Origin of the sequence: Leptolyngbya sp. FACHB-36 (assembly GCF_014695955.1) — a bacterium.
GTDB lineage: Bacteria > Cyanobacteriota > Cyanobacteriia > Leptolyngbyales > Leptolyngbyaceae > FACHB-36.
In genome coordinates this window covers 12,750-37,966 of the sequence record NZ_JACJPG010000326.1, presented here as the reverse complement: position 1 = coordinate 37,966, position 25,217 = coordinate 12,750, and the positions used below count along the sequence as shown (strand labels likewise).

The 25,217-nt window shown below is 52.4% G+C and carries 38 protein-coding genes; 4 read left to right on the top strand and 34 right to left on the bottom strand.

The window, feature by feature from the left end; genetic code table 11:
• Positions 1-33 precede the first annotated feature (33 nt).
• A complete protein-coding gene (locus H6F43_RS09225; protein WP_190342492.1) occupies positions 34-1,170 on the top strand; it encodes a glycosyltransferase in 1,137 nt (378 codons plus the stop codon).
• Here the strand turns inward: H6F43_RS09225 and H6F43_RS09220 are convergent.
• The 32 genes from H6F43_RS09220 to rplC all read right to left on the bottom strand — a co-directional run bounded on the left by H6F43_RS09220 (position 1,151) and on the right by rplC (position 19,341).
• Complete coding sequence (locus H6F43_RS09220; RefSeq protein WP_190342491.1) at positions 1,151-2,404, bottom strand: DNA repair exonuclease; 1,254 nt, start codon at positions 2,402-2,404, stop codon at positions 1,151-1,153. The two genes, H6F43_RS09225 and H6F43_RS09220, sit on opposite strands and share 20 nt — an antisense overlap.
• A 72-nt stretch (positions 2,405-2,476) precedes the next feature.
• Positions 2,477-3,586 carry a peptide chain release factor 1 gene (gene prfA, locus H6F43_RS09215; RefSeq protein ID WP_190342490.1) on the bottom strand — a complete coding sequence of 370 codons (1,110 nt, stop codon included), beginning with the start codon at positions 3,584-3,586 and terminating at the stop codon, positions 2,477-2,479.
• Between the two features lie 107 nt (positions 3,587-3,693).
• The gene (gene rpmE, locus H6F43_RS09210; protein WP_190342489.1) at positions 3,694-3,948 is read right to left on the bottom strand and encodes a 50S ribosomal protein L31; all 255 of its coding nucleotides are present in this window, start codon (positions 3,946-3,948) and stop codon (positions 3,694-3,696) included.
• A 34-nt stretch (positions 3,949-3,982) separates the two neighbouring features.
• Positions 3,983-4,393 carry a 30S ribosomal protein S9 gene (gene rpsI / locus H6F43_RS09205; RefSeq protein WP_190342488.1) on the bottom strand — a complete coding sequence of 137 codons (411 nt, stop codon included), beginning with the start codon at positions 4,391-4,393 and terminating at the stop codon, positions 3,983-3,985.
• Positions 4,393-4,848, bottom strand: coding sequence for a 50S ribosomal protein L13 (rplM, locus tag H6F43_RS09200; RefSeq protein WP_190342487.1), 456 nt, complete (start codon positions 4,846-4,848; stop codon positions 4,393-4,395). Before rplM ends, rpsI begins: the two co-directional genes overlap by 1 nt.
• Before the next feature lie 37 nt (positions 4,849-4,885).
• Positions 4,886-5,728, bottom strand: coding sequence for a tRNA pseudouridine(38-40) synthase TruA (truA, locus tag H6F43_RS09195; RefSeq protein WP_190342486.1), 843 nt, complete (start codon positions 5,726-5,728; stop codon positions 4,886-4,888).
• 3 nt (positions 5,729-5,731) lie between these two features.
• Complete coding sequence (gene rplQ, locus H6F43_RS09190; protein ID WP_190342485.1) at positions 5,732-6,082, bottom strand: 50S ribosomal protein L17; 351 nt, start codon at positions 6,080-6,082, stop codon at positions 5,732-5,734.
• Positions 6,083-6,115: 33 nt separating this feature from the next.
• Positions 6,116-7,063 carry a DNA-directed RNA polymerase subunit alpha gene (locus H6F43_RS09185; protein WP_190342484.1) on the bottom strand — a complete coding sequence of 316 codons (948 nt, stop codon included), beginning with the start codon at positions 7,061-7,063 and terminating at the stop codon, positions 6,116-6,118.
• A gap of 106 nt (positions 7,064-7,169) precedes the next feature.
• A complete protein-coding gene (gene rpsK / locus H6F43_RS09180; RefSeq protein ID WP_190342483.1) occupies positions 7,170-7,565 on the bottom strand; it encodes a 30S ribosomal protein S11 in 396 nt (131 codons plus the stop codon).
• A 37-nt stretch (positions 7,566-7,602) separates the two neighbouring features.
• A complete protein-coding gene (rpsM, locus tag H6F43_RS09175) occupies positions 7,603-7,986 on the bottom strand; it encodes a 30S ribosomal protein S13 (RefSeq protein ID WP_190342482.1) in 384 nt (127 codons plus the stop codon).
• A gap of 84 nt (positions 7,987-8,070) precedes the next feature.
• Positions 8,071-8,184, bottom strand: a complete 114-nt coding sequence (gene rpmJ / locus H6F43_RS09170) for a 50S ribosomal protein L36 (RefSeq protein WP_190342481.1) — start codon at positions 8,182-8,184, stop codon at positions 8,071-8,073.
• A 99-nt stretch (positions 8,185-8,283) separates the two neighbouring features.
• Positions 8,284-8,511 carry a translation initiation factor IF-1 gene (gene infA / locus H6F43_RS09165; RefSeq protein WP_009767978.1) on the bottom strand — a complete coding sequence of 76 codons (228 nt, stop codon included), beginning with the start codon at positions 8,509-8,511 and terminating at the stop codon, positions 8,284-8,286.
• Between the two features lie 134 nt (positions 8,512-8,645).
• Positions 8,646-9,194: an adenylate kinase gene (locus H6F43_RS09160; RefSeq protein ID WP_190342480.1), complete on the bottom strand. Its 549-nt coding sequence runs from the start codon at positions 9,192-9,194 to the stop codon at positions 8,646-8,648.
• Complete coding sequence (gene secY / locus H6F43_RS09155) at positions 9,194-10,501, bottom strand: preprotein translocase subunit SecY (RefSeq protein ID WP_190342479.1); 1,308 nt, start codon at positions 10,499-10,501, stop codon at positions 9,194-9,196. Before secY ends, H6F43_RS09160 begins: the two co-directional genes overlap by 1 nt.
• Positions 10,502-10,600: 99 nt before the next feature.
• Entirely contained in the window at positions 10,601-11,068 is a 468-nt protein-coding gene (gene rplO / locus H6F43_RS09150; RefSeq protein WP_190342478.1) for a 50S ribosomal protein L15, read from the bottom strand.
• Between the two features lie 31 nt (positions 11,069-11,099).
• Positions 11,100-11,621, bottom strand: a complete 522-nt coding sequence (gene rpsE / locus H6F43_RS09145) for a 30S ribosomal protein S5 (protein ID WP_190342477.1) — start codon at positions 11,619-11,621, stop codon at positions 11,100-11,102.
• Between the two features lie 46 nt (positions 11,622-11,667).
• Complete coding sequence (rplR, locus tag H6F43_RS09140) at positions 11,668-12,030, bottom strand: 50S ribosomal protein L18 (protein ID WP_190342476.1); 363 nt, start codon at positions 12,028-12,030, stop codon at positions 11,668-11,670.
• Between the two features lie 2 nt (positions 12,031-12,032).
• Positions 12,033-12,572: a 50S ribosomal protein L6 gene (rplF, locus tag H6F43_RS09135; RefSeq protein WP_190342475.1), complete on the bottom strand. Its 540-nt coding sequence runs from the start codon at positions 12,570-12,572 to the stop codon at positions 12,033-12,035.
• 25 nt (positions 12,573-12,597) lie between these two features.
• On the bottom strand, positions 12,598-12,999 hold the full coding sequence (rpsH, locus tag H6F43_RS09130; protein WP_190342474.1) for a 30S ribosomal protein S8: 402 nt from the start codon (positions 12,997-12,999) through the stop codon (positions 12,598-12,600).
• A gap of 23 nt (positions 13,000-13,022) precedes the next feature.
• Entirely contained in the window at positions 13,023-13,568 is a 546-nt protein-coding gene (gene rplE, locus H6F43_RS09125; protein WP_190342473.1) for a 50S ribosomal protein L5, read from the bottom strand.
• A 55-nt stretch (positions 13,569-13,623) separates the two neighbouring features.
• The gene (rplX, locus tag H6F43_RS09120) at positions 13,624-13,971 is read right to left on the bottom strand and encodes a 50S ribosomal protein L24 (RefSeq protein ID WP_242025454.1); all 348 of its coding nucleotides are present in this window, start codon (positions 13,969-13,971) and stop codon (positions 13,624-13,626) included.
• On the bottom strand, positions 13,971-14,336 hold the full coding sequence (gene rplN, locus H6F43_RS09115; protein ID WP_190342472.1) for a 50S ribosomal protein L14: 366 nt from the start codon (positions 14,334-14,336) through the stop codon (positions 13,971-13,973). The genes rplX and rplN overlap by 1 nt, the downstream gene beginning before the upstream one ends.
• Before the next feature lie 11 nt (positions 14,337-14,347).
• A complete protein-coding gene (rpsQ, locus tag H6F43_RS09110; protein WP_190342471.1) occupies positions 14,348-14,596 on the bottom strand; it encodes a 30S ribosomal protein S17 in 249 nt (82 codons plus the stop codon).
• A 4-nt stretch (positions 14,597-14,600) separates the two neighbouring features.
• Positions 14,601-14,828 (bottom strand): 50S ribosomal protein L29, encoded by a 228-nt coding sequence (gene rpmC, locus H6F43_RS09105; protein WP_190342470.1) that lies wholly within the window; start codon positions 14,826-14,828, stop codon positions 14,601-14,603.
• A gap of 3 nt (positions 14,829-14,831) precedes the next feature.
• Positions 14,832-15,251: a 50S ribosomal protein L16 gene (gene rplP, locus H6F43_RS09100; RefSeq protein ID WP_190342469.1), complete on the bottom strand. Its 420-nt coding sequence runs from the start codon at positions 15,249-15,251 to the stop codon at positions 14,832-14,834.
• 57 nt (positions 15,252-15,308) lie between these two features.
• Positions 15,309-16,040 (bottom strand): 30S ribosomal protein S3, encoded by a 732-nt coding sequence (gene rpsC / locus H6F43_RS09095; RefSeq protein ID WP_190342468.1) that lies wholly within the window; start codon positions 16,038-16,040, stop codon positions 15,309-15,311.
• A 43-nt stretch (positions 16,041-16,083) separates the two neighbouring features.
• A complete protein-coding gene (gene rplV / locus H6F43_RS09090) occupies positions 16,084-16,449 on the bottom strand; it encodes a 50S ribosomal protein L22 (RefSeq protein ID WP_190342467.1) in 366 nt (121 codons plus the stop codon).
• A 47-nt stretch (positions 16,450-16,496) separates the two neighbouring features.
• On the bottom strand, positions 16,497-16,775 hold the full coding sequence (rpsS, locus tag H6F43_RS09085) for a 30S ribosomal protein S19 (protein WP_190342466.1): 279 nt from the start codon (positions 16,773-16,775) through the stop codon (positions 16,497-16,499).
• A gap of 20 nt (positions 16,776-16,795) precedes the next feature.
• On the bottom strand, positions 16,796-17,659 hold the full coding sequence (gene rplB / locus H6F43_RS09080; protein ID WP_190342465.1) for a 50S ribosomal protein L2: 864 nt from the start codon (positions 17,657-17,659) through the stop codon (positions 16,796-16,798).
• 63 nt (positions 17,660-17,722) lie between these two features.
• Positions 17,723-18,025 (bottom strand): 50S ribosomal protein L23, encoded by a 303-nt coding sequence (locus H6F43_RS09075; protein ID WP_190342464.1) that lies wholly within the window; start codon positions 18,023-18,025, stop codon positions 17,723-17,725.
• Positions 18,018-18,650: a 50S ribosomal protein L4 gene (gene rplD, locus H6F43_RS09070; RefSeq protein ID WP_190342463.1), complete on the bottom strand. Its 633-nt coding sequence runs from the start codon at positions 18,648-18,650 to the stop codon at positions 18,018-18,020. Before rplD ends, H6F43_RS09075 begins: the two co-directional genes overlap by 8 nt.
• A gap of 55 nt (positions 18,651-18,705) precedes the next feature.
• Entirely contained in the window at positions 18,706-19,341 is a 636-nt protein-coding gene (rplC, locus tag H6F43_RS09065; RefSeq protein WP_190342462.1) for a 50S ribosomal protein L3, read from the bottom strand.
• A gap of 487 nt (positions 19,342-19,828) precedes the next feature.
• Between rplC and H6F43_RS09060 the strand changes: the two genes are divergently transcribed.
• The 3 genes from H6F43_RS09060 (at position 19,829) to H6F43_RS09050 (ending at position 23,641) form a co-directional block, all read left to right on the top strand.
• Positions 19,829-20,302 carry an NAD(P)H-quinone oxidoreductase subunit N gene (locus H6F43_RS09060; protein WP_190342461.1) on the top strand — a complete coding sequence of 158 codons (474 nt, stop codon included), beginning with the start codon at positions 19,829-19,831 and terminating at the stop codon, positions 20,300-20,302.
• A 124-nt stretch (positions 20,303-20,426) separates the two neighbouring features.
• Positions 20,427-21,629, top strand: coding sequence for an LdpA C-terminal domain-containing domain (locus tag H6F43_RS09055; RefSeq protein ID WP_190342460.1), 1,203 nt, complete (start codon positions 20,427-20,429; stop codon positions 21,627-21,629).
• A gap of 164 nt (positions 21,630-21,793) precedes the next feature.
• Positions 21,794-23,641, top strand: coding sequence for a R3H domain-containing nucleic acid-binding protein (locus H6F43_RS09050; RefSeq protein WP_190342495.1), 1,848 nt, complete (start codon positions 21,794-21,796; stop codon positions 23,639-23,641).
• A gap of 49 nt (positions 23,642-23,690) precedes the next feature.
• On the opposite strand, the gene H6F43_RS09045 is transcribed toward H6F43_RS09050, so the two are convergent.
• Positions 23,691-24,188 carry a hypothetical protein gene (locus tag H6F43_RS09045; RefSeq protein ID WP_190342459.1) on the bottom strand — a complete coding sequence of 166 codons (498 nt, stop codon included), beginning with the start codon at positions 24,186-24,188 and terminating at the stop codon, positions 23,691-23,693.
• A 347-nt stretch (positions 24,189-24,535) separates the two neighbouring features.
• A complete protein-coding gene (locus H6F43_RS09040) occupies positions 24,536-25,111 on the bottom strand; it encodes an N-acetyltransferase (RefSeq protein ID WP_190342458.1) in 576 nt (191 codons plus the stop codon).
• Positions 25,112-25,217 lie beyond the last annotated feature (106 nt).

The following is a 25,217-nucleotide window of genomic DNA, read 5'->3' as shown; positions in this document are numbered from 1 at the left end:
CTGTTTGGGCTAGGAACGTAGAGAATTTCGGCGATGCTTCTGTTACAACTGGTTTTGACGCTGCTGGTGAGCGGATCGATCGCATTTTACGTTGCTTGCGCCGTCTGCACCCAGCGATTTTTTGCTGCTTCAAACTCAGCAACTAAGTCACTGGGTGAACCAGTCTCAATTCTGGTGCCCGTGTGTGGCGTGGATGCTGCTGCCTGGGAGAACTGGTCCTCGCTGTGCCAGCAGGACTATCCAGAGTACGAAGTGCTGTTTGGCGTAGTCGATCCAACCGATTTGGCAGTGCCGCTGCTGCACCGACTGGCGGAAACGTTTCCCGATCGCGTGCGCTTGTTTATTGGGCTCGAACCACGCGGCATTAATCACAAAGACAGCACGCTCAGCTACCTGCTAGAGGCAAAGCGGCATGAAGTGATTGTGTTTGTAGACAGCGACATTCAGGTCAGTTCCGACTATTTAAGGACGGTGACAGGTCCTCTGGCGGAACCGGAGGTTGGGATGGTGACGTGCGCGTTTATTGGGCACAATCCCAAGGGGTTGACTGCGGCGTTAGCCGCGTTGGGGCGCGGCTGTGACTTTATTCCCAGTGCGCTGGTCGCGCAAGCATTAGATGGTGGACTGAAGTTTGCGGTAGGAGCCACGATCGCGGTGCGTCAGTCGAGTTTGACCGATGCGGGTGGGCTGCATCTCAGCCGCATTGGGTCCGACTACAACCTGGGTAAGCGCATGGCGCAGGCGGGGTACCGCGTGGAACTGTCTCGCTACGTGCTGGAATCTGACACGGGCCATGAAACGCTTCGAGACCTGTTCCAGCGTGAACTGCGGTGGGCGCGAACCATTCGGTTTAATCGCGGTCCTATTTATTACACGCTCCCGATCTGCTATGGGACCGTGTTTTGCTTGCCGCTGCTGCTGTTTACAGGTTGGCAACCGTGGGCGATCGCGCTTAGCTTAATTACTCTCATTATTCGAATCAGCCAAGCGGGCGTTGCTCTCGTAGCGCTCAATTGTCCTAACCTGCTGCGCTGGCTTTGGCTGCTGCCGCTGCGGGATTTGCTGAGCGTGGCGGTGTGGGCGATCGGTGCGGTAGGGCGAAGCGTATACTGGCGCGGTCGCAAGCTGGAGATTCAGAGCGATGGCATCATTACTCCAGCAGGCGAGTAACAAACTCATAAAGGTCCGCTTCCGATCGTCCTTGTATCTGTAACTCCTTAAGATCGATGAGTCCCTGCGCCAGAATGCTTGATCGCGTTTTGTACGTACTGTGAGCAGCCAAGAGATCCGTGAATACCTCTTGTTCAACTTGCAGTCGGCTAGCGTCCTCGGAAATTGGCGTGGCGTACTCGACGGAGTCTACGTCGTACTTCAGCAGAAAGATCAGGGCGTTGCTAAGAGTTTTGAGGTCTTGCTGAAGCTGGCGCGTGTCCAGATCAAGGCGATCAAAACCCACCTGTCCGTCAATCCGCAGTTCGACGATCGGCTCCTGAGCGGGATCAAGCTTGCCTGACTGCATTGCCTGCTGCACCATCGCGACCGCTGCCGTTTCCAACCCGTCGATGCTCTCTTCTCCTCGCGCCTTCAGGTTCAGTCGTATCGTAGGGCGCTGGTGATAATCCTGCTTTAACTCGGCGTGAATGCCCGTACTGTCAAGGTCTACCAGGTAAACGCCGCGATCGTAGCGACTTTCTTCGACGCTGTTTGCCTCTATGGAACCAGGGTTAAAAATCCAGCCCTGCTCTGCGTAGTTTTTGTGGATGTGTCCCAGCGCCAGGTAATCGACGCCTGCCTGCTTCAGCGGCAACAGATCGTTGTAGGACAATGCCCCTTGATAACGAGCGATCTGCCCCTCCATCCCGTGATGAAACAGCATCACCGTATGAGCTGGACCAGAAGGCAGGCTTTGGATTGCATCCGCTAGCGTGACGATGGCCTTGGGGGCAGACGCTCCGTACCACTGAGACCCTAGAACGCGCACGCCGCAGTCTAAATCGATGTAGCCGCCCCGCTGCGTTTCCCAGTCCCACGGCGCGTACAACGCCTCACCCAGCGCCGTATCTCCTGGCTCTAGCAAAATTAGCCCATACCAATCTGCGAGATACCGCAGCCAGCTTGTTTTCGTGCCATAGGGACGGTTATCGTGATTGCCTTCAATGGCGATCGTTGGAATGCCCACCTCGTTTAGCTGTTGCAGGCACAGCTTCGCTTGATTCAGGATTGCCGGCTGGATCGTGCGATGCTCAAATAAATCTCCTGCAATCACCACAAAATCAACTTGCTCGGCGATCGCGTACTTTTCCAGCGCATCCTGAAACGCCAGATAAAAGTCTTTGGTGCGCGCTTTGCTGTCGTAGCGATCGAAGCCGAGATGAACGTCCGCGAGATGGAGAAAGCGAGGCATGATGAGCTGTTCGATGAGTAGCCGCCACAAGTCAAACCAGTCTAGCAGCGAATTGCCTGACGCAACCAGCCATTACGCCACTGCCTGCCCATTCGTTTCTGCTGCCAACGCTTCCAGCCGCTCCTGCTGGTCCTGAGAGATACACGTCTGAATCAGTTCATCAATGTCGCCTTCAAGTACAGGAGCCAAGCTGAAGTTTTGTCCGAGTCGATGGTCGGTGACGCGGTTGTCCTTGTAGTTGTAGGTGCGAATTTTCTCTGATCGTGAACCCGTTCCCACCTGCATTCGACGGGCAGAGGTTACAGCTTCTTGCTGCTCTTGCAGTTTGATCTCGTAGAGTTTTGCCCGCAGAATCTGCATGGCGCGTTCGCGGTTTTGCAGCTGCGATCGCTCTTCCATACATTTAATCCGGATTCCGGTCGGTTTGTGCAGCAGATCAACCGCTGTTTCTACTTTGTTGACGTTCTGTCCGCCTGCACCGCCCGATCGCATCGTGGTGAGTTCGATGTCTTTGGCATCGATGTGAACTTCCACATCGTCCACTTCCGGCATCACGGCAACGGTCGCTGTCGAGGTGTGAACACGCCCCTGTGCCTCGGTTGCCGGAACTCGCTGCACGCGATGTACGCCCGCTTCAAACTTCAGCTTGCTATAGACGCGATCGCCCTGAATTTCTAGAACCGCTTCCTTGAAGCCGCCCATATCGGCTAGCGATTCGCTGACCAGCTTCACTCGCCAGCGTTGACCCTCCGCGTAGCGTGAGTACATCCGCACTAAATCGCCCGCCCAAATGCTGGCTTCGTCCCCACCCGTTCCGGCACGAATTTCCAGCATGATGTTTTTGTCATCGTTCGGATCGCTGGGCAGTAGTAGAATCTTTAGGCGCGTTTCTAGCTGATCGATTTTTGATTGCAGTTCCTCAACTTCCAGCGCTGCCATTTCTTGCATTTCTGGATCGCTGCCGGCTTCCTTAAGAACTTGCCGTGTGCCAGTCAGATTTTCTTGAGCAGTCTTCCATTCCTCAAACGCGTTGACCACCTCTTCCAGAGACGATCGCGACTTTGCCACGCGCTGAAATTCAGCCGCATCTCTAGCAACATCCGGATCAGCAAGTCGCCGTGTCAGTTCATTAAAGGTCTGCTCAACGGATCTAAGTTTATCAAGCAAATAGGCTTCAGCCATACAACACGCTCATGGTAAAGGACACGCAGAAAGTCAAAAGCTGCTAACAGCTAGAAGGTCTTTGACTGACCGACTAGCCACTAACAGCTCAGGCAAACTGGAGTCTGCTACCGTCGCTTTTTAGTGGGCTGAGGAGCCTCTGCACCTTCCTCGCCGTCCATCATGCCGTACTTCCGCAGGAAGCGCTCCACGCGGCCTTCCGTATCAATGATCTTTTGTGTACCCGTAAAGAACGGGTGATTGCCCGACCACACATCGACGTGCAGTTCGGGTTTGGTAGAGCCGATCGTCATAACGACTTCGCCATTGCAGTAGACTTTGGCGTCGGGATACCACTTAGGATGAATATCTGGCTTAGGCATGGTTCGTTTGATACACGTTCACACAATTACAATCTTAGCGCTTCGAGAACTGCGGAGCCTTACGCGCTTTCCGCAAGCCGTACTTCTTCCGTTCCTTGGCGCGGGGGTCGCGGGTCAGATAGCCCTCAATCTTAAGCGGCTTCCGGTTGTCTGGGTCCAGTTGGCACAGTGCACGAGCAGCACCTAACCGAATTGCATCTGCCTGTCCTGTCAAGCCACCGCCGTGGGCGTTTACTAGAACGTCATACTCGTTCTCCAAGCCCAGCGTTTCTAGAGGAGCCTTCGCAACCGACAAATACTCAGCGTTGAATTGCAGGTACAAATCTCCGGGTTTGCCATTAATAATTAGCTGCCCGCTTCCGGGAATCAGGCGAACTCGCGCCACTGCCGACTTGCGCCGACCCGTTCCCAAATACACTGCTCGATCTTGGTCCGTTGCTTGCATTAGTTCTGACCTCCGGGAATGGTGTTGATTTCGAGTGGTTGTGGCTGCTGCGCCTGATGGGGATGGTCAGGTCCGGCATACACCTTCAGCTTGGTGAATAACTGCCGACCGAGTGTGTTCTTAGGCAGCATTCCCTTGACGGCGTGCTCAATAATCCGTTCAGGAATTCGCGCTTGCAGTTTGTCAAACGTCTCCGTTTTCATACCGCCAGGACGTCCGGAGTGGCGACGGTAGAGTTTTTGAGTCCGCTTTTTGCCTGTGACGTCCACCTGCTCAGCGTTGATCACGATAACAAAGTCGCCAGTGTCCATGAAAGGCGTGTAAGTTGGCTTGTTTTTGCCTCGCAGCACCATCGCGATTTCACTAGCAAGACGGCCTAGACGCTGATCCGCAGCGTCTACAACGTACCAGTTTCGCTCAATTGCGTCTTGGGGAGGAAGGTAAGATTTGTTCATAGCAGTCTCGGTGGTTGCAGCAGTGAATTAAAGACGGTTAAATAACGGACAATTCGGGGGATGACGGTAGAACGAGTAGCGGTTGGGTGTCAAACCAAGCGTCTATCGGAAAAGGGAACTCAGGGTAGCCAACGCGTAGCAGACACAGTCCTTGAGGAGGGGCAGCATATCTCACATCATCTCGCCGCTGCGCCGTCCAAAGCTCCGTAAAACTTAGGGGCGATCGTGCTCCACATCCAACTTGCACCAACAGACCTACCAGCAGCCGCATCATGCCGTAGAGAAAGCCACTTGCTTGCACTTCAATCTGAAGGAACGAGCCACGACGCTGACACTCTGCGACCTGAACCTCTACCCACGAGTGGGGACGACGGGAACCCGCTCGATGAAACGCTGCTAAGTGATGACGCCCAACCAGCGGATTTAACGCCTCTTGAATCAGGGCAGCATCGAGCGGCTCATAGTAGTAGTGCCAGGAGAATGGACGAACAAACAGATTAGGACGGGAATCTGTGTAGAGGGTGTAGCGGTAGCGTCGCCAGAGCGCCGAGAATCGAGCGTGCCACGTGGAGCCAACAGCGGCAGAGGCTCGAATCAGAATGTCTTGTGGCAAGCGAGCGTTAAGAATGTCGGCCCAGCGATGCGCCGGAATCCGACTGGCGATATCAAAGTGGGCAACCTGAGCGGCAGCATGTACCCCACTATCGGTTCGTCCCGCCGCATGAATTCGGATTGGATGACCCACGATCGCCTCGATCGCTGTCTCAATCTCCTCCTGTACTGTCCGATGATTCAACTGTCGCTGCCAGCCGTGAAAATGAGTGCCCAGGTACTGGATAACCAGGGCAACACGTTGGATCGGTAGCAGAGCGTCTGTCATCAATCAAGTGAGTTCGATAATCGCCATCGTGGCGTTGTCACCACGACGACTAACCGTGCGGAGAATGCGCGTGTAACCGCCATTGCGATCGCCATACCGACTAGCCGCCTGTTCGAATAGCGCATGAACAAGCTGCTTATCATATAGGTAACCCATTGCCTGGCGCCGCGAGGCGAGGGAACCATCTTTTGCTAACGTAATCATTCGATCAGCTTCCGATCGAACGGCTTGAGCGCGAGTCTTGGTCGTTGTAATCCGACCATTACGAATCAGTTCAGTCGTTAGCGCCCGTAGGAGAGCACGACGCTGATCAGCGGGTTTGCCAAGTTGAGGGACACGACAACGGTGACGCATGTTCTTTCGATTCCACAGACTAGAGTGAGTGTTCTACGGGTTTTTTGAGGATTTCTCCTGAGCCAGCGTAATGCCTAACCGCTGCTGCAAGGCTTCAACCACTTCTTCCGCCGACTTTTGACCAAAGTTCTTGATCTCCAGCAGGTCCTCTTGGGTGTAGTCCAAGAGATCAGCGACCGAGTTAATCTGGGCCCGCTTTAAGCAGTTATATGCTCGTACCGAGAGCTGTAGCTCTTCGATCGGAATTTGGTTGTTGGGATCGTCGGGAAAATCGTCCTTCTCATCGGTTGGCTCGAAGGTGATCTCCTTCAGTGGATTGAACAGATCGACCAGGATGCTTGCTGCTTGGCTCAGTGCCTCCTGCGGAGTCAAACTACCATTTGTAGAAATCTCCATGATCAGGCGATCCTTCTCAGTTGCGCCACCAATCCGGGCATCCTCTATCAGGTAGTTCACCTTACGAACTGGCATGAACACAGAGTCGATCTGCAAAAAGTCCAGTGCGGTCGCTTCATCCCGACCTTTCTCAACTGCCCGGTAGCCCTTACCGCGCTCAATTCTGAATTCCATTTCCAAGGTTGAGCCAGGTGATAGCGTCGCAATATACTGCGAGGGATCAACCAATTCCACCTCGGACGGCAAATCAAACTGCTCTGCCGTCACAGTTTCTGGTCCCTGAACGAGCAACCGACCAATCTGAGGCTGGGAGGAGTAGCTTCTCAGAACAACCTTCTTCATGTTTAGCAGGATGTCTAGCACATCCTCCCGCACGCCTGGAATCGTGGCAAACTCGTGGTTCACACCAGCAATCCGCACGGCTGTCACGGCTGCACCCTCTAAATTAGACAGTAGCACCCGCCGCAGAGCGTTACCCAGGGTCGTGCCCTGACCACGCTCCAAAGGCTCAATCACAAACTTACTACTTTGGCTTTGGTCCTTCTCAGTCTTTAACTCTACGCATTCAACCTGAAATTGTGCCACCGTGGGACCTCCCCGCTACTACCTGAAAGGCAAATGCCTCGCTCACTCAAGCTCAACTGCTGCACCAAAGCAACCACTACACGTTCCCCGTCCCGTACTGAGTGCCTTACACTCGACGCCGCTTTGGTGGACGACAACCATTGTGGGGAATCGGCGTCACGTCCCGAATCAGCGTGATCTCCAACCCAGCTCCTTGCAGTGCTCGAATTGCCGTTTCCCGACCTGCACCAGGACCGCTGACCAAGACTTCGAGCTGGCGCATTCCCTGGTCGGTTGCGCGTCGCGCTGCATTCTCAGCTGCCGTTTGAGCTGCAAATGGAGTTCCTTTTTTCGCGCCTTTAAAGCCGCTGGAACCCGCAGATGCCCACGAGACGACCTCGCCACTCGCGTCTGAAATCGTGACGATCGTGTTGTTGAACGTCGATTGAATGTGAGCAACACCATTTGGCACGTTCTTCTTCTGCTTACGTGCCCCGGTCTTTCTGGTTGGTTGTCGTGCCATGTTTCGCCTTCTTCCTGAAATTCCAATTTCCTAGCAATTATTTCTTACTAGGTGCTTTCTTCTTACCTGCCACTGTTCGACGACCGCCGCGACGAGTCCGAGCGTTCGTCCGAGTCCGCTGCCCACGTACAGGTAGCCCCATACGGTGGCGACGACCTCTGTAGCAGCCGATATCCATTAGACGCTTGATGTTAAGCCCTTCTAAGCGTCTTAGATCGCCTTCGACTTGATAGTTTTCTTCGACCTCTGCCCGCAGCGCTGTGACATCCGCATCACTCAAATCTTTGATTCGAGTATCCGGGTTCACCCCTGTTTCCTTGAGAATGTCTTTCGAACGGGTCAGCCCAATTCCGTAGATATAGGTCAACCCAATTTCGACTCGCTTATCTCGCGGCAGGTCTACTCCAGCAATCCGTGCCACACGTTTTCTCCCAGCTTTCAATTAGACTACAATTGCAATCGTAACCCTACGCTTCGTTCCATTTACAGAACAGTTCCAATAGCACTAGCCTTGACGCTGCTTGTGCTTCGGATTAGAGCAGATCACCATTACTCTGCCGCGGCGACGAATGACGCGGCATTTTTCACAGATTCGACGAACCGACGCCCGCACTTTCATGATTTATTTCGACGCTACAAATATGGCATTCTAACAAATTTATGAAGCTTTTGTCAAACAAAATTGGTTACCCTGGCTTAATAAAATCCTGTAATCGGATTACTTTTTATTACGGAGCCGGTAAGTAATTCGACCTTTTGTAAGGTCGTACGGTGTAAGCTCAACCTTGACGCGATCGCCCGGAAGAATTTTGATGTAGTTTCGCCGAATTTTGCCTGAAATATGGGCAAGCACATTAAACCCGTTATCCAGATCAACCCGAAACATCGCGTTGGGCAATGACTCCGTAACCGTACCTTCCATCTCAATCAAATCTTGTTTGGACAAGTCTTTTTCCTCAACGTTATAGACAACTCATTAACTTCAGACACTTATCTTGACAAATAGCACTCCTTGAGTCTAGACGATTTATTTAACATGCGGCAGGCTCGAGAAGCGCGCTGACGTCTTTTGTCCAATTGCTAAACGAGTTGCTCAAGGGTAGCTGTAACCTCTTCAACAGAAGAGTTGCCGTTAATTGTAGCGAGCTTGTTACGGCTGCTGTAAAAGTCAATCAACGGTGCAGTTTGCTCTCGGTAAACCTGTAGCCGACGGCGAATGACTTCCTCAGTATCGTCCTTACGCCCTCGACCTAGCATGCGCTGTACTAAGACGTCATCGGGTACTTCAAAATTGATGGCGTGATCGTAGACCTGATCAATCTCCGTCAGCAACTCATCAAGAAAAGTCGCTTGGGTGACGTTTCGAGGAAAGCCATCAAGAATCCAACCAATATGGGCATCTGGTCGACTTAACCGTTCGCGAATTAAGTCAATGACTAGTTGATCAGGCACTAGTTCACCGCGGTCCATATAGCCCTGCGCCTTTACTCCCAGCGGTGTTCCCTGAGACACCGCTTCACGCAAAATATCCCCAGTTGAGATATGAGGAATGTGGCGAAGAGTTGCCAGTGTCTTCGCCTGCGTCCCCTTCCCTGCACCCGGCGCACCAAGAAGAATAAACCGCGTCACTATTGCTTCACCATTCCTTCGTAGCGTTGCGAGATCACATAGGTTTGAATCTGTTTAGCGGTGTCGATCGCGACGCCTACCAGAATCAGCAGCGAAGTCGCACCCAAACCTTGAAACGTTCTAACCCGTGTGGCACTTTCCACTGCTGTCGGAACGATCGCGACGAGCCCTAAGAAAATGGCGCCCAAAAACGTCAGTCGATTCAAAACGCGCTCAATATATTCGCTAGTTGCTTTACCAGGACGAATTCCTGGGATACTGGCACCCATCTTCTTCAAGTTCTGAGACATATCCACTGGATTAACAACCAGCGAAGCATAGAAATAGCTAAAGAACACGATTAGGGTCAGGTAAATCATTACATGAACCCACGGGGCCGGACCATTTGGGCTAAGGTAGTTGGCAAACTGAATGACAACGTCGTTCTTAAAAAACTGCGCTATCGTTGCTGGAATAACGAGCACCGCAGATGCAAAGATGATTGGCATCACGCCGCCCTGATTCAACCGTAAGGGCAAGTAGCTACTGCGCTCCAAATACATACGTCGTCCGACCTGTCGGCGTGCCGACAAGATAGGAATGCGACGAGTACCCTCTTGCACAAATACGATACCGACAATCATCACCAGAAAAACCAGCAGCAGAATTGCTACTCCACCCACCAGGTTACGATCGCCACTCTGCGCTAGCTCCAACGTTTGACCAAGAGAGGTCGGTAAGCTAGAGACAATGTTGACGAAAATCAGCAGCGAGGCACCGTTGCCAATGCCGCGCTCGGTAATCAGCTCACCAACCCACATCACAAACATAGATCCTGCTGTAAGCGCCAGTGCGGTCTGCGCAACAAACAGCGGACCCCAATTCTCGACGAAGGGGCGTACCCACAGCGCAATGCCAACACTTTGAATTACCGCCCAGCCCAGCGCGACATAGCGAGTAATTTGAGAAATCTTGCGACGACCCGCTTCACCCTCATTCTTCTGCAAGTTCTCTAAGGAGGGAATCGCAGCCGTCAAGAGCTGTAGAATAATTGACGCATTGATGTACGGCAAAATCCCGAGCGCAAAGATCCCCAACGCTGAGATACCACCTCCCACAAAGATATCCAGAAAGCCAATAACCGGGCTGTTTTGAATGCTTTGAGCAAAGGCAGTACGATCAATTCCTGGCAGCGGCAGAAATTTGCCTAAGCGAACCAGAATCAGCATCCCAACCGTAAGCAGAATGCGCCCACGCAGCCCAGCCGCTTGCGCCATCTGGGCAAAGGTTTCTTGAGCGGTTGGCGTTTTATCTCGACTAACGACCATGAAGGAGTTCCTCTACATGTACGAGCATTAGGGGTGGAGGGGGTAAGTCGTTTCAGCAGTTTCTTTAAGCCGGAGCGCCTATAATTTACTGCCAACTAGTTACTTAGAGGTGGATGAATTCGCACCCAGAAGCTCACACGTTCCTTTTGCTGCTTCAATCTTAGCGCGAGCCGCCGCTGTAAAAGCCGCTGCCCTCACCGTCAGCGGCACACTGACATCGCCATCACCCAGCACCTTCAGCGGTCCGTTATTTGCAGTGACAATGCCTGCCTTAATCAAAGAGGTCAATGTTACCTCCGTGTTAGCGGCAAGAGAGGACAAATCGTCCACATTGATAATGGTGTAGCTTGAGCGGTTCACTAACGGAAAGTGCTTGAGCTTTGGCAAGCGGCGATACAAAGGTATCTGACCGCCCTCAAAGCCAGGACGAGTCGGGCGACCCGATCGCGACTTTTGTCCGCGCATTCCAAAGCCGCAGCTTGCTCCTTGACCTGCCGCAATTCCTCGACCTACACGGCGAGGACGGTGCTTAGAACCTTCCTGGGGAGTAGCGTCATTTAATCTCATGGTTGTTACTCACAATATGTGTTCGCTGGCTTTAGGCATAGAGGTTTTCAATTGGAACGCCCCGCTCCTCGGCCACCTCAGAGAAGGTCCGCAGGGTTGCTAGTGCGCTAACAGCTGCTCTCGCATTGTTCAGCGGATTTCCAGAACCCAGCTGTTTTGCCAAGACATTGCGGACCCCTGCAAGTTCAAGCACTGTGCGAACGGCACCACCCGCAATTACACCTGTACCAGGAGCAGCGGGACGAACCATAACCTTGGCACCACCGCCTGCACCAGTAGTTGGATGGGGAATCGAGTTCGCTTTAGTCAATGGCACTTCAATCAAGTGCTTCTTACCATCGGCAACGCCTTTCTTGACCGCACCAATTACGTCACTGGCTTTACCAACGCCTACGCCGACCTGTCCACGCTCGTTACCGACAATGACGATCGCCCGAAAGCTAAGTTTTTTACCGCCTTTTACCACTTTCGTTACCCGCCGGATTTGGACAACACGCTCCTGCCAGTCCGACTCTTTTTCCCGAGTTTTGCTTTTCTTACGTTCTTTTGCCATGAGTTACTCCACAGATGAATTGCCAGTCAGCAACGGCTGCTGCGCTCTAGAAGTTCAGCCCGGCTTCACGAGCCGCGTCTGCTAACGCCTTAACACGACCGTGATACAGATTTCCGCCCCGATCAAAAACAACTTGTTGGATGCCTTTTTCTAGTAAGCGTTGAGCGATTAGTTTCCCGACTGCCTCGGACGCTTCGCGGTTAGCTCCGGAGCCTAGATCAGCTTTTAGTGTGGGGTCGAGGGTTGAAGCAGCGACCAGCGTACGCTGCTCAGTATCATCGATCGCTTGAGCATAAATATGCTCATTTGAGCGGAACACGGCTAGCCGGGGACGTTCTGAGGTTCCTGTTACACTCTGACGCACGCGGGTATGCCGACGACGAGTGGATTCTTTACGAGTAAGCTTCATGTCTACTTCTTCCCTGCCTTACCAGCCTTGCGTCTAACTGCTTCACCTGCGTAACGAATACCTTTACCCTTATAAGGTTCAGGCGGACGAACGGCCCGAATCCGAGCAGCTGTGTTTCCTACAATCTCTTTGTCGATGCCACTAACAATCACGTTTGTGTTGTTCTCTACGGCAAATTGAATGCCATCTGGTGGTTCAATTTGTACCGGGTGGCTATAGCCCATATTTAGAGTTAAGGTACGACCCTGCACCTGAGCACGGTAGCCAACGCCTTGGATCTCTAACCGACGCTGAAATCCTTCGGAAACGCCCTCTACCATGTTGGCTACGAGAGTTCGACATAGCCCATGGCGTTGACGTGCCGGACGAGAATCATCGCGTCGATCGACCTGCACCGTACCGTTGTCTTCAGACACCACAACCTCATTGGGTAGAACTCTGGAGAGTTCGCCTTTGGGGCCTTTTACTGTAACAGCTTGCCCATCGATCGTGACGGTGACTTTGCCAGGAACGGAGATGGGACGCTTACCAATACGAGACATATCTGATTACTCCTATCAACTTAGTTCACCAGATGTAGCAGAGAACTTCGCCGCCCAAACCGCTGCGTCGAGCCTCGCGATCGGTCATGATGCCACCCGACGTGGAGATGATAGCGATGCCAATTCCACCCAAAACGCGTGGTAAATCTTTGCAGGTAGAGTACACGCGAAATCCTGGCTTACTGACCCGATTCAGCGTGTTGATAATTGGCTGTCTACCACGACCCTTGTACTTTAGTGCAATCACAAGATTGCGTTTTACGCCTTCGCCCACTTCCTCGAAGTCAGCGATAAAGCCTTCATTTTTGAGAACCTGCGCAATGCTGCGAGTCATCTTAGTAGAAGGAACCTCAGTCGTCTGGTGACGCGCCAGATTTGCATTCCGAATCCGCGTCAGCATATCCGCAATAGTATCGTTTGCCGCCATAGTGTGTCCTTGATTAATCTGCCTTAGTTCTCCCGAAAGGGCATTCCCATTTCTTTCAGCAAAGCGCGACCTTCTTCATCGCTGCTTGCAGTAGTAATGATGGAAATGTCCATGCCGCGGATCTGGTCAATGCTGTCGTAACTCACCTCTGGGAAAATTAGCTGCTCTCGCACTCCCAGTGTGTAGTTACCGCGTCCATCAAAGCTTTTGGGGCTAACGCCGCGAAAATCTCGAATTCGGGGCAGTGCCAGGTTGATCAGTCGCTCGAGAAACATGTACATGCGATCGGACCGCAGCGTCACCATCGCTCCAACAGGCATTCCTTGACGGATCTTGAAGCCTGCAATCGCCTTCTTCGCTCGTGTGACTACGGGCTTTTGTCCAGTGATGATTCCAATCTCGGCTAGAGATGCCTCCAACGCCTTAGCGTTCTGAGCCGCCTCGCCTAAGCCTCGGTTTACCGTCACCTTGACAAGCTTGGGAACTTGATGGATGTTGGTATAGCCAAACTGCTCCATCAGCTTTGGGACAATTCTTTCTTGATATTGAGTCTTGAGTCGTTCTGCCATTGTCGTGCCCTTAATAAAGTCCCTGGTCTTGGTCAGGGGAATTGATCAATTCCGTTTAATCGAGGATTTCGCCCGTCTTCTTCAGCATCCGCACTTTACGACCGTCCTCGCTGAAGGTGTAGCAAACGCGGCTGGCAACCTTCTGTTTGTCGGAGTAAAGCATGACGTTGGAGCTATGGATTGAAGCTTCGCTAGTCACGATTTGCCCTGATTCACCTTCCTGCCTAGGTTTGATGTGTCGCGTTCTTAAGTTCACACCTTTAACTACGACTCGACTCGTCTTGGGAATCGCTTGCAGCACTTCGCCAACTTTTCCCTTATCGCTGCCTGCAATCACCTGAACGGTGTCACCTTTCTTGACGTGCATTCTGTAGCGGGTTTCAGTTGAATTATTTTTCGCCATCACAGCACCTCCGGAGCCAGAGAAACGATTTTCGTAAAGTTTTTATCGCGCAATTCGCGAGCTACCGGACCAAAAACACGAGTGCCCCTAGGATTACCGTCGTTGTTGATGATGACAGCCGCATTGTCATCAAACCGAATGCTCATACCGCTGTCCCGACGCAGACTCTTCTTTGTACGGACGATGACGGCTTTAACCACATCCGACTTCTTCACCGCCATATTGGGAATTGCGTCTTTCACAACTGCAATGACAATGTCACCAACACCCGCATAGCGGCGATTTCCACCTAGCACACGAATGCACATCAGCTTACGAGCACCGCTGTTATCTGCCACATTCAAATACGTTTCCTGCTGAATCATGACGTCCTCCGTTAAGCCTGTGCTGTCGTCAGGACGTCAGTCACCCTCCACCGCTTGGTGCGGCTTAGAGGTCTTGTTTCCTGAATGCGGACACGATCGCCCGTTTTACACTTATTTTCTTCATCATGGGCTTTGTAGCGCTTCGTTTGCACCACAATCTTGCCGTACTTAGGATGGGCAGAGCGGTTTTCGACTGCCACAACCACCGTCTTGTCCATTTTGTCGCTGACGACTAAGCCAACTCGTTCTTTTACTGCCATGGGTCTACTCCGCTTCTGCTTTTGGCTGGGAGGCTGTCAACTGCCGCTCCCGCTCGATCGTCAACAATTGGGCAAGGCGATGACGGGCGTGCTTAAACTGGTGAGGTTTTTCCAACTTACGGGTGCCTTGCTGAAATCGCAACTGAAAAAGTTCACGCTTCACCGCCAGAATTTGCGCTTCAAGGTCCTGATCACTCAGGCTTCTAGCATCTGCAATTTTGGGAAGAGGCATAGCTCAGGACTCCTCCGTTTCGCGAGTAATGAATTTCGTTTTGATGGGTAGCTTGAATGATGCCAATCGCATCGCTTCTTTTGCCGTTGCCTCTGGCACGCCTGCAATTTCAAACAGAATTCGTCCTGGCTTAACAGGCGCAACCCAAAATTCTGGGGCACCCTTACCAGAACCCATCCGGGTTTCTGCGGGACGCATTGTCACCGGCTTATCAGGGAAAACTCGAATCCAGATTTTGCCACCCCGACGAATATAGCGGGTCATGGCGCGGCGGCTGGCTTCAATTTGGCGAGCGGTAATCCAGTGGCACTCCTGCGCCTGCAAGCCAAAATCGCCAAAGTCTAGCTTGTTACCACGAGTCGCCAGACCGCTCATTCGCCCGCGTTGCTGTTTACGAAATTTTGTTCTTCTTGGACTTAACATGACAGTTCACCTAGGAGTGAGGAGTGAGGAGTGAGGAGTGATCCTGCTCTTCATTCCTTATGATTCGTTCGATCGGTCTTCAAACTGCTGGCGACGACGCTGCTGACGACGAGGAGCTTTTGAAGCGGCAGGCGCAGGCTGCTCTTCCTGTCCGGGAATAATTTCGCCTTTGAACACCCAAACTTTGATTCCCAACGTGCCGTAAATGGTTTGAGCGGTGCAGTAGGCGTAGTCGATGTCCGCTCGCAGCGTATGCAGAGGAACACGACCTTCGCGGGTCCACTCTGGACGGGCAATTTCTGCTCCGTTAAGGCGACCGCTCACCTGGACCTTGATTCCCTCAATTCCTGCCCGCTGAGCCCGCTGCATTGCTTGACGAACAACGCGCCGAAATGACACACGTCGCTCTAGCTGTTGAGCAATGTATTCTGCAATTAAGGCGGCGTCTGCGTCTACTCTGGCGACTTCAACCACGTTAATGCGGATTTGACGATCGCTACTGCCCAATTCCTGCTGGAGTCCTGCTCGCAGCGACTCGATTCCCGCTCCGCCCCGACCAACGACCACTCCGGGTCGAGCCGTGCGGACTTCTAAATCAATTTGGTCTGCTTTGCGCTCGATTCGCACTTCAGAAATACCGGCACTACTGAGGTTTTTTTGTACAAAACGACGAATTCTGAAGTCTTCCTGTAGCAGCTCTGGATAGCGACTCATGTCGCTATACCAGCGCGATCGATGTTCTTGCGTAACTCCAAGGCGAAAGCCAGTTGGATGAATTTTCTGTCCCACGAATGCGTCCTCGCTTAAGCAGTGGCATGTGAATGATGTTGAATTACTCGTCGGTTCCTGCACCGGGAGCAACGGCGACTGTGATGTGGCAGGTGGGCTTGCGGATTTGATAGGCACGCCCCTGTGCCCGTGGGCGAAAGCGCTTTAAGGTTGGTCCTTGATCGGCATAAGCCTGACTGACCAAAAGGTCAGCTCGGTTCAAGCCCTGGTTGTGTTCTGCGTTTGCTGCCGCCGATCGCAGAACCTTCAGGATTGGCTCACACGCTCGGTAAGGCATGAATTCCAGAATTATCAAGGCTTCCCGGTAGGAGCGTCCTCGAATTTGATCCAGCACGCGTCGCACTTTATGCGGAGACATTCGGATGTATCGAGCGATCGCCTTTACTTCTGTGGTAGTATCAATAGCCATTTTTTCTCCTTTAGCCAATAGTTAGCAGCTACCAGCAATTAGCGAATCTATCGACGTGCCTTTTTGTCGCCGCCTGCATGTCCCCGAAAGGTTCGGGTAGGGGCGAATTCGCCAAGCTTGTGACCCACCATTTGCTCAGTAACGTAGACCGGAACGTGCTGCCGTCCGTTGTGAACCGCGATCGTCAGACCAATCATCTGCGGCAGAATCGTTGAGGCACGGGACCAGGTTTTAATAACCTGGTTGTCACCCCTTGCTCGGATTGCCTCAACCTTTTGCATCAGGTGATCGGCAACAAACGGACCTTTTTTGAGTGAGCGAGACATCTTTGTATTTCTCCCTAATTCTATGAATCGCGTCCGCCTCTGCCGCGCTTAGACGATTTGCGGCGGCGGCGGATAATTAGCGCATCGCTCAGCTTTTTCTTCTTGCGCGTCTTGTAGCCCAAGGCAGGTTTGCCCCATGGCGTCACGGGTCCAGAACGTCCGATCGGTGCGCGACCTTCACCGCCACCATGCGGGTGATCGACTGGGTTCATCACGCTACCACGTACTTCTGGTCGCCGACCTTTCCACCGCTTGCGGCCTGCTTTGCCGAAGCTGGTGTTGCGAACATCGGCGTTGCCAACGGAACCGATGGTGGCATAGCACTCACGCCGAATTAGGCGAACCTCACCCGACGGCAGCTTGAGCGTGACAAAATTTCCTTCTTTCGCAGCCACCTGCGCGCTAGCCCCTGCGGCCCGGACAATCTGCCCGCCCTTGCCAGGAACAAGCTCGACATTGTGAACGACTGTTCCCAAGGGGATGTTGCCGAGCGGCAGCGCATTGCCGACTTCGATCGGCGCGTCAGGACCAGAGCGAATTAGCGTACCTAACGCTAGGTTTGCCGGATAAAGAATGTAGCGTTTCTCGCCATCCTGGTAGTAAACCAGCGAGATCCGCGCATTCCGGTTCGGGTCGTACTCCACCGAAACGACCTTGGCAGGAACGTTGTGCTTATCGCGGCGAAAATCAATGATGCGGTAGAGACGCTTGTGCCCACCGCCCCGATGACGGCAAGTTATAACGCCCCGATTGTTTCGCCCTTTAGGCCGATGCACAGAGACCGTCAGTGACTTCTCTGGTTCACTGCGAGTCACCTCAGCGAAATCAGAGACCGCACGTTCGCGCGTACCAGGGGTGTAGGGTCGATAAAAGCGAATACCCATAACAGAAAGCTCTTAGTAGGGGACAGCAGAGAGGAAGTAACCGCAACAGGTGTCGGACGATATCTAAACTTCTGGGAACAGGGTGATCGAGTCTCCAGATGCTAGCGTCACGATCGCCCGCTTAAACGATGGACGATGCCCCATGAACTTACCAACGCGCCGAGTTTTGCGCGGCGGCTTATGAGTATTCACGCTAACAACCTTGACATCAAAGAGCATCTCGATCGCGGCCTTGATTTCAGGCTTCGTCGCTTTGGGAACAACCTCAAACGTGTACTGATTGTTCTCCAGCAGCAGCGTCGCTTTCTCAGTAATAATTGGGCGATGAATTAAATCCGCCAGTTTGCGAGCGTCAATTTCAGGCACCGTAGACCTCCTGGATTTTTTCGAGAGCAGGCGCTGTTACGACAATTCGATCGGCTGCCAGCAAATCAAACACATTTAAGTTACTAGCGGAGATTAACCGCAGCTTTTCAATATTTCGAGCTGACAGGTAAATGTTCTCGCTACGCTCTGCCAGAATTAGCAGTACCTTAGACTCCGGCTCAACTCCCCATCCAGTCAGCGCCTGTACGAGATCTTTAGTTTTAGGGCGCGGCAGCTTATCAGCAAAGTCCTGCACGACAACCAGGTCATCTACCCGACCTTGAAATGCAGTTCGTAGCGCTAGCCTGCGCTCTTTTCGGTTCATTTTTTGCTCGTAGTCTCTAGGCTTAGGACCAAAGATGACGCCGCCACCCCGCCAGAGAGGAGAACGGTTTGATCCCGCACGAGCGCGCCCAGTTCCCTTTTGCCGCCATGGCTTACGTCCGCCTCCACTGACCTCAGCTCGGGTTTTTGTAGAAACGGTTCCTTGCCGAGCGTTTGCCATCTGACGAACTAGCGCACGATGGACAATGTGAGTTGCACTCTCTTCTTTGGCAACCCGCAAATCCAACGACGCCGTACCAACGTCTGCTCCCTGCCAGTCTTTCACAACACAATCAACCATAGTTCTCCCCCTGTCTCTTTGACGAATGTCTGCGCTCAGCCAATCAAGGCGCTCCCTAACGACCAACCTGCTTAGCCGGTACTACATTCACCAAGGCACCTGGCTTACCCGGAATTGCGCCTTTGATCAGCAGCAAGTTACGATCGGCATCAACGCGAACCACTGTTAGCTTGCGAATCGTTACCTGAGACCCGCCCAGTTGTCCTGCCATGCGCTTGCCCGGATACACCCGACCCGGAGTTGTACCCGCTCCGGTAGAACCAGGCGCACGGTGGTTCTTAGAACCGTGTGCCATTGGTCCACGTTTGAAGTTGTGACGCTTCTGGTAACCTGCAAAGCCGCGACCAATACTTGTGCCAATTACATCAACGATTTGACCGGCAGAGAACGTATCGGCTTTAATCTGCTGACCCAACTCAAACTCGCTCGAATTGTCCAAGCGGTACTCGTGCAGGTGCCGTAGAGGAACAGCATTAGACTTGGTAAGGTGTCCCAACTCTGGTTTGCTGAGTGCCTTCTGGGCAACTTCACCGTATCCAACCTGAATCGCAGCATAGCCGTCTGTTTGCGCGGTTTTGACCTGCGTGACCGTGCAAGGACCCGCTTGAATAACGGTGACAGGAATTGCCTTTCCCACTTCATCAAACACTTGGGTCATGCCAAGCTTGGTGCCAAGAATACCGATAGACACGGTAGGACTCCATTTCTACACACTACACAGTAGGCAAGGCCTCTCCTCTTCGGTCAGCCTTCCTACCTTAATAACATTCGTAGCTTAAACATCAAACCTCTTCTCCAAGAAGCTCCCGGAGGCAAGGCTTAAACAGACCTATAAATCGTTGAGTCCGCTTCGCAATACAGAGACCGCGAATTCCGCTACCCGCAGATATCCTTGATAGGACTTGAGAAGCAAGCCACTCAGTATCCCCTTTACACAAGGCCATTGGCACCGAGCAGCTCGGCTGCCAAAACGCTTCGGTCTAAAATAGCGGCAGTTACCTAATATAAGACAAACAACCTCAGATTGTCTAGCAATCTATAAAGATTTGTCGATTACTTCCGGCAACAATCCCCATACCTCGCGCTCTACTCAAGTAATAGAGATTGGCTTACTATAAGGTTACGGTTTATGACTCAATTGACCCCTGATTAGCAAACGTTAAGTAGGATGCGCAACTATGGCACTGATCACGACTGGCAACCAGTTAATTCGCGATTTAGAGCAGTCAGGGGCGCTGGGGTTATACGTGCCGCTAGAGGGTGGCTTTGAGGGGCGGTATCGGCGGCGACTTCGCGCCGCAGGCTATACGTCGCTCAGCATTACGGCGCGGGGCTTGGGAGACTTAGCCGCGTATTTGACAGGCGTGCATGGCGTTCGCCCACCGCACTTGGGCAAGAAAAGTAGCGGTGCGGGAGCAGCGGTTGGATACACGTATTATTTGCCTCCCCTAGTGAGCTACCAGATTGAGCAGCTTCCTCCAAAGTCGAAGGGGCTATTGCTGTGGATTATTGAAGGACACATTCTGTCTAGTCAGGAAATTGAATTTCTGGTGAATCTTCCCGCTGCCGAGCCGCGCCTGAAAATCGCTGTGGAGATTGGAGGCGATCGCATCTTTCGGTGGGTTCCTCTAAAGCAAGCGCTGTCGGCCTAGCTGTCGGCACTGCTCGGGCATCTGCTCTGCAATAGCCTAGTGATGTCAGGACATTGAGCTGGCAAAAATAAAAGATTTTGGATCGCGCCTCGTAATTTTTTGCGGGGCGCATTAGCATGGAGGGGTGAACGATTTGTACTACCCTCTGCGATCCCTAAGGGAAGGTCACTGGTTCAAGCTAATCTGTGGAGCCAGCTTTCAGCACCTCCCTGCTATTCGGAATCTTGTATTGACGTATACGCTGGCGGGAGCTGACTGTATTGATGTCGCTGCTGATCCAGCTGTTATTTCTGCTGCAAAAATTGGGCTACAAGCTGCTTTCGACGTTGCGGAAACGCTTCCGCAGTTGCTCCGCCAAACATTAACGCCGCCGTGGCTCATGGTTAGCTTCAATGACGGCGAAGACCCGCACTTCCGCAAGGCCGAGTTCAACGCTGCCGTCTGTCCAGCCGATTGTGCCCGTCCTTGTGAGCGCATTTGTCCAGCACAAGCGATCGTCTTTGATACTCAGGTTGCAAACCGAAGCTTCTCCGGGGTCATCCGCGATCGCTGTTACGGCTGCGGTCGCTGCCTGCCCGTGTGCCCAATTCAGCATATCTCCACAAGTTCCCATGTGTCTACACCTGACGCGATCGCCCCACTGGTGCTGCAAGCAGGGGTTGATGCAATTGAGATTCACACGCAGGTTGGGCGAGTTGAGGATTTTCGACGCCTGTGGCTAGCGATTGCCCCCTGGATTAGTAATCTCAAGCTTGTCGCCATTAGCTGCCCGGACGGAGAGGGCTTAATTGAGTACTTGCGGACGCTGTACGATCTGATTTCTCCACTTGCCTGTCCGCTCATTTGGCAAACGGACGGTCGCCCAATGAGTGGAGATATTGGGGCAGGTACAACCAGAGCAGCCGTCAAGCTAGGGCAGAAAGTGTTGGCAGCAAAACTGCCAGGGTATGTGCAGCTAGCGGGCGGAACCAACCAGCACACGGTTACAAAATTGCGATCGCTAGGACTGCTTAACTGCGATCGATTCAGTGAGCGCTTGACACAGTCTTCCTGCATCGCTGGTATTGCGTATGGCAGCTTTGCTCGGACGCTGCTTCTGCCAATTCTCAATCAGTTAGAAATGCTGGAGACAGACAATACGACGAGCGGCAATCCTCAGCCGCAGGCCCAAAGTGCTAGCAAAGCTTGCTCGACATCTGTGTTAGGTAGTAGACCTGCTCAGTCTGCCAATTTAGAAGATTCACCAGAGTTGCTTTCGAGGGCTCTAGATCTGGCAAGTTCTCTGGTCTCTCAGCTTAAGCTACCAAACTTAGTCCCCAACGGCTAATTTGTTCTTCTTTTGTTCTTTTTCTCGTCGCTTAAATGGTAAATCACGATAGCATCTACTTTTCTGGCAAAGAAGGTTCTGAGCCGCTGCAACCAGCTAGTAACAATGTTGCACAAGGCTCTCCCGATGATCCTGCCACTGTTGTCGCCAGCGCTCCTGAAACCATGCAGATTACAGACGACCTGATTAAGTTGCTGAATATTTTGCCGTTGTCGATTCGACATTCAGTGGAGCAACATCCTCAGCGCGATGCGCTCATTGAAGTTGTAATGGACCTGGGTCGCCGTCCAGAAGCTCGATTTCCAGGACGAGCGGAGTACTTATCTGAGACACCCGTGTCTCAAGCGGATATCAATGACTGCATTGCGAGGGTAGGCGACTTTGGCGGTGACAATCGAGCGGGTATTGAGCAGACGCTCCACCGCATTAGCGCGCTGCGAAATCGGCGGGGAGAAATTATTGGTTTAACTTGCCGAGTGGGTCGGGCGATCTTTGGCACGATCGGCATGATTCGTGACCTAGTGGAAAGCGGCAGATCAATTCTGATGCTGGGGCGTCCTGGCGTTGGTAAAACAACGGCGCTGCGGGAAATTGCACGAGTCCTGGCAGATGAGCTAGAAAAGCGCGTAGTCATCATCGACACCTCGAATGAGATTGCTGGGGATGGTGATGTGCCTCATCCAGCGATCGGTCGGGCACGGCGGATGCAAGTTGCCCGTCCTGAGCTGCAACACCAAGTCATGATCGAGGCGGTGGAAAACCACATGCCAGAGGTGATTGTAATTGACGAAATTGGCACGGAGCTAGAAGCACTTGCCGCTCGAACGATCGCGGAGCGCGGAGTGCAGCTTGTTGGAACCGCTCACGGTAATCGACTTGAGAATCTAGTTAAGAACCCTACGCTTTCGGATTTGATCGGTGGCATTCAATCCGTCACGTTAGGAGATGAAGAGGCACGACGACGCGGTAGTCAAAAAAGCGTGCTGGAGCGAAAAGCACCTCCAACATTTGACATTGCTGTAGAAATGCTAGAGCGGCAGCGCTGGGTTGTGCATGAGCATGTCGCGGAGACAATCGACAGCCTCCTGCGGGGCCGGTTGCCCAATCCCCAAGTTCGTACTGTTAGTGAAACGGGCAAAGTCGTCATCACCCATGAACTTTCTAGTGCCGCTCCAGGCGCACCCGCAGGACCGGACCGTCCCTCACTGACTCCAGTGCGTAGCCCGTTTAGTCAGTTTGCTAGTCGAGGTAGTGCTACCGACGATCGATCAACGAACCGGGGACGCGCTCCGAGAGGTTGGCGATCGGCAGGGCAAATGCGTCCGTTATCTAGCCAGCGACAACCGGAACTCAGTTCTGAGGAGCAGCAGTTTGAGCGATTGCTGGACCAATCCCTTCAAGATTTCACCGTACATGAAACCAATATTTCGTTTCAACACGAGTCTCTGGATGGAAATGCTCTAGAGGAAACTCGTGAAGGACTACCGCGTTTGGGTCCAAACGGTGAGGATCTGCTGTATATCTATCCGTATGCCGTCAGCCGTCAGCAGCTTGAGCAGATTGTTCAGACGCTGAATCTACCTGTTGTGCTAACTAAAGACATTGACAACGCTGATGCAGTTCTAGCATTGCGATCGCACGTTAAGAATCACTCGAAGCTGCGTCAAATTGCTAAAGCGCGCCAAATTCCCATTCACACTATCAAAGCCAGTACGATTCCTCAAATTGCTCGCGGCTTGCGGCGCATGTTGGATATAGACGATCCCAACGTACCCGATGCTTCTGATCTTGGTTTGTTCTCTCAGAGCGGCAGCGATGACGAAATCGAGGCACTGGAGGAAGCACGACTGGCAGTCGAGCAAATCGTTATTCCCAAGGGGCAACCTGTGGAACTGCTGCCGCGTTCTGCAACGGTACGTAAGATGCAGCATGAGTTGGTGGAGCACTACCATCTCAAATCCCGCAGCTTTGGTGAAGAACCCAATCGTCGCCTGCGAATTTATCCTGCTTAGTCAAGCATTTCCGGCTGCACCAAAATTAGTGCACTTCTGTAGATTTGACTCACGGCTTGCTTTGGCGCTGTGAGCCTTCTGGATCTCGCCGCAGCATTCTAATAGTTTGCGGCAGCACTCCAACCAGCAGTGCAAATGCTTCGTCAGGTAGCTGGGCGATCGTGTCTTGACTAAAGTAATTCTCAAACTGATTCAGAATCATCTGCGCCCGCTGCAGAGGCACTGGATTATCGGTGAATTGCTGAGTTAATCGAATCCACTGCCGGCGAATGAGGTATGCCTTTTGCCGCTCTTCCTGTGTTTCTGGATGAACGAGCGACAAATCACCCACTGGAATTACTCGCTGGCAATCCACATCGAAGAAGCTACCAACAGCTGCCCCCGGTCCTGCAAACTCTGCATGAAACCGCTTGTATATAATTAGCCCGTTGCGCCTGCGGCTATTCACCATTAGAAGCTGACCGCTACTCAATTGAGCTAGAATCTCTCTACAGTTACTTGGATACTCAATCAGATCTTGATGACCGCTCAGGCTTTCATCTTTCATACTATTGAAGTCCTGGGACTGCTTGCGGAAGCACGGCAACACAGCACACTCACTGAAAGCCATGTGCAGCATCATTGCTGACTCGACTGTTCCTCAAAACCGTACTCCACAATTAACCATTTCACGTGGCGTGCACCAGGACGGATCGTCGACGCCTACAGCATTTATTTGCAGTTACTCTACAATTTAATGAACTAATAGACTCAAGCAACGTAACCTTATTCTATGGCATCCATCGATTGCTATAGGGTGTTGAACTTGAAAGAAGTTTACATTAGCAACATAAATGGCTCACTTTTGTTAAGAATAAATAAAGTGGCTCTAAGAGGATTCGTCGTTCAAGTGACTTAAATTACCCTGTGTCGCTCTTTACTTAAAGCGTCAAGCTGCTTGTGCAAGAGCATCTTTCCAAAGCGCCACGGTTGCCAGTCTTGCCAAGAATAAGTTGGCTTGTGTGTGCTGTAGCCTACCTTAGTGTAGAGCTGCTTTGCAACATCGTTTTTGTCCTGAACATGAAGATAGAGGTTTTGAAACCCTTGCTCTATGGCAATTTGTTCGCAAGCAGCAAGCAATCGTTGAGCAATGCCCTGCCTACGGTACTCCCGCTTCACGGCTAAGTTCGAGACGTAGGGGCTATGAGACTCAAGAAACGGTAAGACTGGCACTGGCAGTAAATCAATTTCTACAGTCCCCACAATTTGTGATTGTCGCGCGTCTCGATTCGACTCAGCGATCGCAACTAAAATAATTTGATGGGAGGTGGACAGCTTTTGTAACCGCTGCCGCATGTCTTCATACATTCCAAGGCGCAATAGTGGCTGGAGCCAGCAGCATATCCCAGTGTTGGAATAAAAACTTGTGTGGAGAATTTCAACTAGCTCAACAAGGTCATCCGGTTGAGCAGAGCGAATGGTAAGCGTCAATGGATTTGAGCAACTTAGGCGAAACTACAGTGCTTATCGGGTTAAACCGCGACGATGATGACACACCACAACTCTAAACCGATTCGGTAAAGTTGAAACGCCACAA